Raw genomic sequence first — 11,361 nt, forward strand, 5'->3', positions numbered from 1 at the left:
AATTTAAGCGTTATATAAAGTCAAGTTTTATGCCATAAGTTTATAAAAACAAAATGCCTTCAAGAAGCAAACTACTTATTGAAGGCATTTTGTTTAAATTAAATTGTACTTAATAAGCAACATCAAAGCTACCCTCAGTCACATTTATTGCTGGCGTTCCATTAGTCACAAAAGAAAATGTACCCTTAACTCTGTCATCAGTAATAGAAATTATTTTAACACTCCCTGAAACAGCCTGATGTTCTCCGTTATCATCTTCATAGGAAGCCTGAACATCATCCGTTAATCTATTGCTAGTGATTGGATAGGTTGTTCCGGCTACTAAATTATTTTTTAAAGAAACAGAAATAAAATTCATATTAGCATCTTGAGCACCAATTGCAATCCAATCATCTGTACCTACACCTAAAACACTCCCCATGATATCAGTACTTATGAAATTTACACCTCCTACTTTTGCAGAAAAAGAATCATCTGTTTCCTCTTCTGTAATATATGGCAAATCGGTAAAAACTCCATTAGTAAACTGAAGTGGTGATTTGGGATTATCTGAATCAGACCAATAACCTTTAAATTTAAAAGATCCTGAAATAGTTTTCTTTTCAGTATCAATTTTTGTAATGGTAATTGACCCAGTGTTTTCATCAGGATTATTATCATTCAAAGCTAAATATCCATATTTAGAACCTGCAGGTACATAACCCAAAAAATTGATATTAGCTTGATAAGTAGCTTCTGTTGCCCCTTCAATGATAAATGAAAAGACTTCTCCATTATCTTTAAAAGCAACTATTTCAATAAAATTTCCTGAAATTACAACTTGAGTCTCTTTAGCTGTCCATGTTTTGCCGCTAAAATCGGCCTTAAATACCCCAGAAGTATTTCCCCCTGTATCAGGAGCGCCTTCAACCGTTCCATCAATAGGTTCATAAACACAGGAAGTGAAAAGTGCTACAAAACATAACACTAGGTAAAAGAAATGATTTTTTAATACTCTCATAATTTGGTGCGTTTCTAGCACCAAATATAATTTTTTATTTTATTTTTCTTACTATTTCTTCGGTACTTTTCTTAACAAAAGAACCCCTATAAGAAAAAAAACAGCCAGAAATACGATTGAATATCTTGGACTACCAGTAATTTGATCAATTATTCCATAGACTAACATACCTATAATAATTCCTATTTTTTCGGCAACATCATAAAAACTAAAAAAAGAAGTAGTATCTTCAGTTTCTGGCAAAAATTTAGAATAGGTAGAGCGACTTAACGACTGAATACCTCCCATTACTAATCCTACTAGTGCGGCCATAAAGTAAAAATGAATTGGAAGTTTTATAAAATAGGCTCCAATACATAATAAAACCCAAATACTATTAATAAATATTAATGTAGAAATGTTTCCAAATTTTTGAGAAGCCTTCGATGTTGCAAATGCCCCAATTATAGCAACAATTTGAATTAATAAAATACAAATAATCAAACCTATCGTACTTTGATCTTTAGATTCCCAACTAATCTCTTGGGAACCAAAATAAGTAGCTACTAGCATAACTGTTTGTACAGCCATACTGTAAACAAAAAAACTGTTCAAATATCTTTTTAAACGAATATTCTCTTCTAGTAAACCCCAAACTTTTTTTAACTCTTTGAATCCATTAAAGATTATCGCTTTAGTAACTTTTTGTTTGGTATCTTTAGTTCCTTGTGGTAAATAATAATACGTATATTGACTAAATAAAATCCACCAAACCCCAACCATTACAAAAGAATATCGCATCGCTTTCATGGCAGCTGACTCCTCTGGAGTATCAGAAATATGAAACAACTCCGGTTTCATTACTATTGCCAAATTAATAATTAAAAGCACAACACTTCCTATATAACCTAAAGAATATCCTTTAGCACTTATAGCATCCTGCTGTTCTTCAAAAGCAATATCCGGTAAATAAGAATTATAAAAAACTAAACTACCCCAAAAACCAACCAAACCTAATAGATAAAACAATAAACTTAGGTAAATGTGATTCAAATCAAACCAATATAACCCCATGCAGGAAAGCGCTCCCATGTAACAAAAGAATTTCATAAAAAACTTCTTGTTCCCAACATAATCAGCAATTCCGGATAATAAGGGAGACAAAAAGGCTACTTTTAAAAATGCAATTGCAGTAACAAAACTTATTAATGCAGAATTTTTGACACTAAAACCTAAAACATTAATATAACGACCACTTTCAGAAAATAAAGCATCATAAAAAATAGGAAAAACTGCAGACGAAATAACCAACGGATAAACAGAATTGGCCCAATCATAAAAAGCCCAGGCATTTAATAATTTTTTATCTCCTTTTTGTAAATGAATCATATCGTTTTTTTTTTTTGACGAATTTATTATTTTTAAAATAGTTTCAACCTAAAACAACTAAAAAATAAAGTTTTGTTCATAAAAAAAGCCAATTCAAACGAATTGGCCTATAACTTTTTTTCCAGATTATCTTATTTAAAAACAACCCCAAATTTAGCTGCAACAGCTTTAGCTTCTGGTATCATTGCTTTTAAGTTTGCAATACGAGTAGCGTCTGAAGGGTGTGTACTTAACAACTCAGCCGGTGCTTGTCCTCCAGAATTAGCCGACATTCTTGTCCAGAATAAAATTGCTTCTTCAGGATTATAACCTGCAATTGCCATTAAAATCAAACCAATTTTATCCGCTTCTGTTTCATGGCTTCTGCTAAATGGAAGCATCCCTCCTACGTTAGATCCAATTCCGTAATATTGCTGCCACATTTGTTGTTTTTCTGCACTCATACTTCCGGTTGCAGCAGCAACACCTGCAGCACCTAAAGTTTGCAATTGAGAAGCACTCATACGTTGCGCTCCATGATTTGCTAAAGCATGAGAAACTTCATGTCCCATAACTGTTGCTAATCCTGCATCGTTTTTCGTAATTGGTAAAATACCTGAATACACTACAATTTTTCCGCCTGGCATACACCATGCATTTACTTCTTTACTATCAACTAACTTATATTCCCATTGGTAATCTTTTAAATAATCATTTTGACCAAGAGAAGCCAAATAACGTTCGGCTGCTGATTTAATCTTAATTCCAACAGTTTCAACTTTTTTAGCATCGGCTGTACCAGAAATTACTTTGTTTTCCTTTAAAAATGTTCCGTATTGTTGGAAAGAAGAAGGAAATAATTCGCTATTAGAAACGAAATTCAACGTTTTCTTTCCAGTTAACGGATTCGTTGCACAAGAATAAATTAGCCCTAAAGTAGCAATACCTACAAATACTAAATTTTTTTTCATCACAGTTTTTATTTTACTTTACTGACAAAAGTACAATTATTATCCAATAATATGCAAGACACTAAATTCCTTAGAAATTAATAAAGATTGCTCTATATTAAAACTATTTGTATCAAATTCAACATCCTCATTGTCAATTCGTACTTTTTGAACTTCAAAAGGCAATCCTATAAAATTAATTTTAAATTTCGAGTAATTCGTATTAAATTTTCCGTCTTTATGTAATTGAATGGACAACTCTTTTTCTTTCCCTGTCATTTGAAACGATAACAAACTAAACCTGCCTTTTTTATAATCATATCCATCCTGACCATCTTCATATACGACTGATTTTTCTTTTCCTTCTTTATAATACACGTCCAAAGTCAATTCTTCAATTTCAATTTCCCCCACATATTGTTGAACAGGATATTTAGGAATTATAGCTCCAGCTTTTACAAAAACGGGAATTTCATCAAATTTAGTATCCACCCACATTTCTTTTCCTCCTTTCACTAAAGTATTATTCCAATAGTTATACCATTGCCCTTTTGGAACATACATCCTTCTACCTTGAGCATTAGGTTCTAAAATTGGGCAAACTAAGATTTGGTTACCAAAAATAAATTCGTCATTTCTATAATGTGTTTGAATATCCTCTTGATCAAAATAAACCAGTGGTTTCAACATTGGAGTTCCTTCTTCAATATATTGCCAAAACATGGTATATAAATAAGGAAGTAATTGGTAACGAAGACTAACAAATTTTCGGGTAATATCAATAACTTCTTCATCAAAAGCCCAAGGTTCCTGATTTCCGTGATCACCAGATGAATGCGTTCTACAAAACGGATGAAATACACCAAGTTGAATCCATCTCGCATACAATTCACCTGTAGGTTGTTCTGCAAAACCACCAATATCTGAACCTGTAAAGCCCATTCCTGATATGGACATTCTTTGTACTTGGATATTAGCAATCCAAAGATGTTCCCAGCTCGCAACATTATCTCCCGTCCAAGATGAAGTATAACGTTGTGCTCCAGAATATGCCGATCTTGTAATAATAAATGGTCTTTTTGGATAAGCAAAACGTTTCACCCCATGATAAGTTGCTCTTGCCATTTGAGTTCCGTAAATGTTATGAGCTTTTCTATGACTACACGGATTTCCGTCATAATCGTGACGAACATCATTTGGGAATGTTTTATTAGGAACCTCCATTACTGCAGGTTCATTCATATCATTCCAAACTCCTTTTACTCCTATTTCTGAAATTAATTCTTTAAATAATCCAGCCCACCATTCTCTAACTTCGGGATTTGTAAAATCTGGAAAATTACATTCTCCTGGCCAAACTTTCCCTTTCATATAAGGACCATCGGCTCTTTTACAAAAATAATCTTTGGCTAAAGCTTCTTTGTATACCCAATAATCTTTATCAATTTTTATTCCTGGGTCAATGATAACAATCGTTTTAAAACCATCTTCAGCTAACTCAGAAACCATTCGTTTAGGATCAGGAAAATATTCTTTATTCCAGGTAAAACACCTGAATCCCTCCATATAATCGATATCTAAATAGATAGCATCACAAGGAATTTGTAGTTCTCTAAATTTGGCAGCAACTTCTTTAACATTACTCTCAGGATAATAACTCCATTTACATTGATGGTATCCTAAAGCCCATAAAGGTGGCAACTCTGGTTTTCCAGTCAAATCAGTATAAGATGTAACCACGTCCTGCATACTAGGTCCATAGAAGAAATAATAGTTCATTTCTCCACCATGAGCCCAAAAACTAGTTACATTTCTTCGTTCATGACAAAAATCAAAAAAAGATTGAAATGTATTATCAAAGAAAATTCCATATGCTTGTTTGTGATGTAAACCTATATAAAATGGAACTGCTTTATATAATGGTTCTTGTTCTTTTTGAAATGCATATTGATCAGTTGCGAAATTTTCTACTCTTTTCCCTTTAAGATTCAATTGAGTAGCTTTATCTCCCAAACCGTAAAAACATTCTCCATCTCGTGAAGATTTACTCATTTTTACAATATTTCCCCCAAACTCGTAACATTCTTCCCAATGAAATCCTAATTCATCTTCTAAAATTATATTCTCTTTCAAATCTAATATAGAAGCTCTTAAATCAGCTTTTTGAATTTTACAAACGATTTTAGTAGTCGTGATTTTATAATATGTTGTTTCTTCACTAATTTCTAAATGATTATAGCCATGAGAATGGCTTTTGTCAATTGCATATGAAAAATCATTACTAAAATACCCTTTAGTTGTAAAACGAAAACGAATCAAACTATCTCTAAGTACTGTTAATTTTAAAATGACATTATTATCAGTATAAAAATATACAGAATCAACATCTTGGGTATAGGAAACTATTTTAGAAGGATATAAATCTCCTTTGTATTCTAATTCAGTATTTGTAATCATCTTTTAGGGTTTTCATTAATAATGTACTCATTCTCTCAAACTTACGAAAAATCTTTTTTATAAATAAATATTAGTTTTTTTATTCACGAAAACGTTGTAGTTGAGGAATTCACAAAAAAAAGAAGTATTAACTTTTATATTAATACTTCTTTCACTTTAAAATTATTTATCGTATATTCTTATTATTTAGACACATACAAAATAGTTAAGAAAACTTATAAACGGTAACGCTTAACGGAGGAAGTATCAATTCAACCGAATAATCTCTACCTCCATATGGACTCGATTCTACTTTCAATTTAGAAGTATTGATAACATTACTACCTTGATACTTTTCTAAATCACTATTAAAAATTTCTTCTAATATACCTTTTCTAGGAACTCCTATTCTGTAATTTTTGCGAACAATTTGGGTAAAATTGCAGACAACTATTAAATCATTGTTAGAATCATTTCCTTTTCGAATATATGAAAGAACTGCGTTTTGATGATCAGAATAATTAATCCATTCAAATCCCTCATGACTAAATTGTTTTTCATACAATGCAGGCTCTGATTTGTACAAAGCATTTAAATCTTTAACAAATTGTTGGGCTCCTTTATGCACTGGATATTGCAATAAATGCCAATCTAAACTTTCTTGAAAATTCCATTCAGCCATTTGACCAAATTCACCTCCCATAAAAAGTAAATTACCTCCTGGATGTGTAAACATATAACCATAAAGCAGACGTAAATTGGCAAATTTTTGCCATTCATCACCAGGCATTCTATCTGCAATAGATTTTTTTCCATAAACTACTTCATCATGTGATAAAGGCAACATGAAATTTTCCGTAAAAGCATAAGTCATAGAAAAAGTCAAATCATTTTGATGGTATTTTCTATAAACAGTAGCTTTTTGAAAATATTTTAATGTATCATGCATCCATCCCATCATCCATTTCATACCAAAACCTAATCCACCAACTGAAGTTGGTCTAGAAACCATTGGAAATGAAGTACTTTCTTCAGCAATAGTTTGAACTCCTTCAAAATTTGAATATACTACTTCATTAAATTCCTTTAAAAAGCTTATAGAATCTAGATTTTCATTTCCACCAAAAATATTTGGCTCCCATTCTCCATCGTTTCTTGAATAATCTAAATAAAGCATTGAAGCAACTGCATCAACTCTCAAGCCATCAATATGATAATGCTGTAACCAAAAAAGCGCATTACTTATTAGAAATGATCGGACTTCATTCCTTCCATAATTGAAAACTAAACTTTTCCAATCAGGATGATAACCTTTTCTTCTATCTGGATGCTCATATAAATTAGAACCATCAAAATATCCTAGTCCATGCGCATCATCAGGGAAATGTGAAGGAACCCAATCCAAAATAACTCCTATTCCGGCTTGATGCAATTTATCTACTAAATGCATAAATCCCTGCGGATCACCAAAACGGGAAGTTGGAGCAAAATAACCTACTAATTGATATCCCCATGATGGATCATAAGGATATTCCATTATTGGCATAAATTCGACATGAGTAAAACCCATATCTTTAACATAGCTCACTAAATCTTCGGCTAAGTCATGATAACTCAAAAATTGATTTCCCTCGGCACGTTTCCATGAACCTAAATGAACTTCGTAAACCGAGTATGGTTTATCTAGTGCATTATACTCCTTACGGTTTTCCATCCATTTTGAGTCATCCCAATCATAATCTAAATCCCAGATTATAGATGCTGTATGTGGGGGTTTCTCACAGTATAAAGCAAAAGGATCCGCTTTTTCAGTCACTAATCCTTGATTGTGAGATATAATTTTGTATTTATATGTAGTTCCTTTTTTAATATTAGGAATAAAACCTTCCCAAATACCAGAGGAATCCCAGCGCACATATAATTCATGTTCTCCCTGATTCCAGTAATTAAAATCTCCTACTACAGAAACCGAAGAAGCTGTAGGCGCCCAAACAGCAAAATAAACTCCTTGAACCCCATCTAATTCAATTAAATGTGCACCTAACTTTTCATACAATCTAAAATGTTTTCCAGCTTTGAATAAGTTAATATCAAAATCAGTAAAAAGGGAATGCGAAATAACTTTACTCATAGTATTGTTGGTATAACTCTAAATTTTAGAAAATAGAATGTTGATATATAATTTGTTGTTAACTTATCCAATTTTAAAATTATCTGGTAAAGTCACTCCTTTCTTAATTACAACAATACCCTCTTTTATAGCATACAATTCATTTGTTGTATTTTCTAAATGACTACCACCGTTAATATGTACATTATTACCTATACGACAGTTTTTATCAACTAAAGCATTATTGATGTAACAATTTTCACCAATACCAACTAATATTTTATTATTCTTTTGATCCTCATTCATATCTTCAATACTCTGATAAAAATCATTACCCATTACATAAGTATTTCTAATAACAGAATCTTTTCCTACTCTGGCACGGATTCCTATTACCGAATGAACAATCTCTTTAGCATTAATAATACATCCTTCAGAAATCAATGATTTGTCTACCAAAGTGTTCTTAAACTTTGAAGGAGGTAACATCCTTGGTCTTGTATAAATCTTGTTGTCATTATCAAACAAATTAAATTTAGGAACATCTTCGGTTAAACCAATATTTGCTTCAAAGAAAGAATCAATATTTCCAATATCAGTCCAGTATCCTTCATATTGATAACTTAGAATTTTTTGCTTACCAACTGCTTGAGGAATAATTTCTTTACCAAAATCTTTAGTTTCCTTATTCGACATAAGTTCTACTAAAAGATCTTTATTAAAAATATAAATACCCATTGAAGCTAGATAGTTTTTACCTTCAGCTTTCATTTGATCACTTACATTCGATTCCCAATCAGGCAATAATTCTTTTGCAGGTTTTTCAATAAAAGACTCAATACAACTATCGCTATTCGTTTTAAGTATTCCAAATTCAGGTGCATCTTTAGCATTTACTGGCAAAGTAGCAATTGAAATATCAGCTTGTTTTTTAATATGCTCTTCAATCATATCGTTAAAATCCATTTGATACAATTGATCTCCTGATAAAATTAAAGCATAATCAAAATCATGATTCAAAAAATGAGGCATACATTGTCTTACAGCATCGGCAGTTCCCTGAAACCAAGTTGGATTATCAGGAGTTTGCTCTGCTGCTAATATATCTACAAATGCCTGACTAAAAGCACTAAACACATAGGTATTCTTAATATGAGCATTTAAAGAAGCAGAATTAAATTGCGTTAAAACAAACATTCTATAAATATCTGAATTCATACAATTAGAAATTGGAATATCTACCAATCTATATTTTCCTCCTACCGGCACTGCAGGCTTAGATCGGGTTTCGGTTAATGGGTATAATCTTGATCCTTGCCCCCCTCCTAAGATAATAGCAATGACATTTTTTCTTTTTGCCTTCATATTTTGTTTCGTATTAAGTTGTACATATCTATATATTCCTGACTGGCTTTTTCCCATGAATGATCAATACTCATTCCTAATTTTATTATTTTGTTTAAATGTTCTTTGTCATTATACAAATTAACCGCTCTTTGAATGGAGTAACAAATATCTCCAACCGAAGCTTGATTATGGCAAATTCCATTTCCATCATCTCCAAAATCAATTACAGTATCTTGCAAACCTCCTGTTCTTCTTACTATTGGTATTGTACCATAACGCAAGGAATACATCTGATTTAATCCGCATGGTTCAACTCTGGAAGGCATCAATAAAAAATCGGCTCCAGCATAAATTAAATGTGCTAATTCTTCATTATAACCAATAAAAGTATTATAATTACCTTTGTAATCAACCAGAAGACTATTCAACTGATTCTCAATATATCCACTACCAGAACCTAAAATTAAAATGTTTATATTCTTATAATTTTCAGAAAGTGCCAAAGCCGATGCCTGCGGTAATAAATCTCCCCCTTTTTCATCCCACAAACGACCTATAAAACTAAATAATGGTTTTGTAGGATCTAGATTAAATAGACCACATAGAATTTCTTTGTTTTCTTGCTTTCCTTTTTCAAAATTTTGAATAGAATAATTTTTTTCAAGCATTTTATCTTTTGCTGGATCCCAAACCTGAGTATCTATTCCATTTAAAATACCCTTCGATTTATAACGAACGAGATTAAACAAAGATTCTAAACCATTAGCTGACTGATTGATTTCATCCAAATAGCTTGGAGAAACAGTCGTAACTGCCGAAGCACATTTAACTCCTACAGCTAAGGAATTTATGCAATGACTCCATTCAAGTATTTTTACATGAGATAAATCAAATTCAGGTAAATAATGTAATTTATCAAAATTAAACTGTCCTTGATACAAGCCATTATGAATGGTAATCATTGAAGGTGTATTCAATAATTTATGATACTTATGACAATATTGCATCATAAATGGAATCAATCCAGTATGGTGATCATGACAATTTATCACGTCTGGCATAGATGCCCTACCTATGATCCAATCTAAAGTTGCAATTTGAAAAGCAACAAAACGTTCAATATCATCCTCATAACCATAAACATCTTTCCTATCAAAAAGTTCAGGAATTTCCATAAGATACAACTCAAAACCAAGTTTATCAGTTGTCTCTTTAAGTACACTAAATGGAAAATTAAAATTTCCTAATTTGACAGTACCCCAATGAACACATTCGAAATCATTTTCATTCCTGAATTTGGTTTCATAGCAAGGCATCACAACTCTTAATTCATGAGCCGCTTTACTTTGATATTTTGGCAAAGCACCTACTACATCCGCTAAACCTCCAACTTTAGCTACTGGATAACACTCTGCGCTAATATGAAAAATCTCCATGTATTTGATTTAAGTTTTTTATGGTTAAAAAAATAATAAAAAGTCAAACAGTCTAAATTCTTTTATATCGACTAGAAAATGATTAAAATAATATCTTTTAACTTTTTCTAAATATAGTAAAAAATCTAAACAATTAAAGTAAAATTTAAAAAATATTAAGACTAATTATTCATTTATTTGTCTTAAAATATTAATATAAAGTCATATAATTAAAGAGTATTATAGTTTAATAATATTTTAAAAAACACATCAAATAATCAATATATTCTCAAATTTAAATGCTTAAAATTAAACAAATATAATTCAGTTAAAATCTAAATATTTTAAATAGTAATAATTTGATAACCTAATCAAACATTTATCAGACCAAAAACAAATTAATTATTAAATCTCAATATGAAATACATGAAAAAGAATGTTATTAGGAGAAAAAAATGTATTCTATTATAAAATATAAATGAATAATAATAACATTTACCAAATAGCATTTTAATATATTCCTGTAATATATTTATTAAAAATAGTTATATAAAACCTTATACCTAAATCAAATCATTGATATATAAAATTGATTTTTTTCGGATCAATCTCAAAACCTGGGGGCAAATATTTAAAAAAAAAGAAGAACTTTGTCTTTATAAGAATTATTGATGACTTCTATAGAACTTTTAAAATTTATGCTGCCTGATTTTTTAGTAGAATACTTTGAAGTGATTTCCGCTAATAACTCAGAAG

The 11,361-nt window shown here is 31.0% G+C and carries 7 protein-coding genes; all 7 read right to left on the minus strand.

Annotated features, from left to right (window positions below):
- Window positions 1-109: 109 nt before the first annotated feature.
- The 7 genes from AAEO59_RS04560 to AAEO59_RS04590 all read right to left on the minus strand — a co-directional run bounded on the left by AAEO59_RS04560 (window position 110) and on the right by AAEO59_RS04590 (window position 10,626).
- Window positions 110-1,000 carry a DUF6252 family protein gene (locus tag AAEO59_RS04560; protein ID WP_341699555.1) on the minus strand — a complete coding sequence of 297 codons (891 nt, stop codon included), beginning with the start codon at window positions 998-1,000 and terminating at the stop codon, window positions 110-112.
- A 51-nt stretch (window positions 1,001-1,051) separates the two neighbouring features.
- A complete protein-coding gene (locus AAEO59_RS04565) occupies window positions 1,052-2,368 on the minus strand; it encodes an MFS transporter (RefSeq protein WP_341699556.1) in 1,317 nt (438 codons plus the stop codon).
- A 131-nt stretch (window positions 2,369-2,499) separates the two neighbouring features.
- Window positions 2,500-3,318 carry a M48 family metallopeptidase gene (locus tag AAEO59_RS04570; protein ID WP_341699557.1) on the minus strand — a complete coding sequence of 273 codons (819 nt, stop codon included), beginning with the start codon at window positions 3,316-3,318 and terminating at the stop codon, window positions 2,500-2,502.
- A 39-nt stretch (window positions 3,319-3,357) separates the two neighbouring features.
- Window positions 3,358-5,754, minus strand: a complete 2,397-nt coding sequence (locus tag AAEO59_RS04575) for a glycoside hydrolase family 31 protein (RefSeq protein WP_341699558.1) — start codon at window positions 5,752-5,754, stop codon at window positions 3,358-3,360.
- Between the two features lie 205 nt (window positions 5,755-5,959).
- A complete protein-coding gene (gene glgB, locus AAEO59_RS04580; protein WP_341699559.1) occupies window positions 5,960-7,864 on the minus strand; it encodes a 1,4-alpha-glucan branching protein GlgB in 1,905 nt (634 codons plus the stop codon).
- Between the two features lie 63 nt (window positions 7,865-7,927).
- Entirely contained in the window at window positions 7,928-9,208 is a 1,281-nt protein-coding gene (locus AAEO59_RS04585) for a glucose-1-phosphate adenylyltransferase (protein ID WP_341699560.1), read from the minus strand.
- Window positions 9,205-10,626: a glycogen synthase gene (locus AAEO59_RS04590; RefSeq protein ID WP_341699561.1), complete on the minus strand. Its 1,422-nt coding sequence runs from the start codon at window positions 10,624-10,626 to the stop codon at window positions 9,205-9,207. The genes AAEO59_RS04585 and AAEO59_RS04590 overlap by 4 nt, the downstream gene beginning before the upstream one ends.
- Window positions 10,627-11,361: the final 735 nt, after the last annotated feature.

The sequence above is a fragment of the Flavobacterium flavipallidum genome (genome assembly GCF_038289905.1).
Lineage (GTDB): Bacteria > Bacteroidota > Bacteroidia > Flavobacteriales > Flavobacteriaceae > Flavobacterium > Flavobacterium flavipallidum.

Coding starts and splice junctions, on each gene's coding strand:
- AAEO59_RS04560 (WP_341699555.1), bottom strand. CDS start 1,000: ATGAGAGTATTAAAAAATCATTTCTTTTACCTAGTGTTATGTTTTGTA.
- AAEO59_RS04565 (WP_341699556.1), bottom strand. CDS start 2,368: ATGATTCATTTACAAAAAGGAGATAAAAAATTATTAAATGCCTGGGCT.
- AAEO59_RS04570 (WP_341699557.1), bottom strand. CDS start 3,318: ATGAAAAAAAATTTAGTATTTGTAGGTATTGCTACTTTAGGGCTAATT.
- AAEO59_RS04575 (WP_341699558.1), bottom strand. CDS start 5,754: ATGATTACAAATACTGAATTAGAATACAAAGGAGATTTATATCCTTCT.
- glgB (WP_341699559.1), bottom strand. CDS start 7,864: ATGAGTAAAGTTATTTCGCATTCCCTTTTTACTGATTTTGATATTAAC.
- AAEO59_RS04585 (WP_341699560.1), bottom strand. CDS start 9,208: ATGAAGGCAAAAAGAAAAAATGTCATTGCTATTATCTTAGGAGGGGGG.
- AAEO59_RS04590 (WP_341699561.1), bottom strand. CDS start 10,626: ATGGAGATTTTTCATATTAGCGCAGAGTGTTATCCAGTAGCTAAAGTT.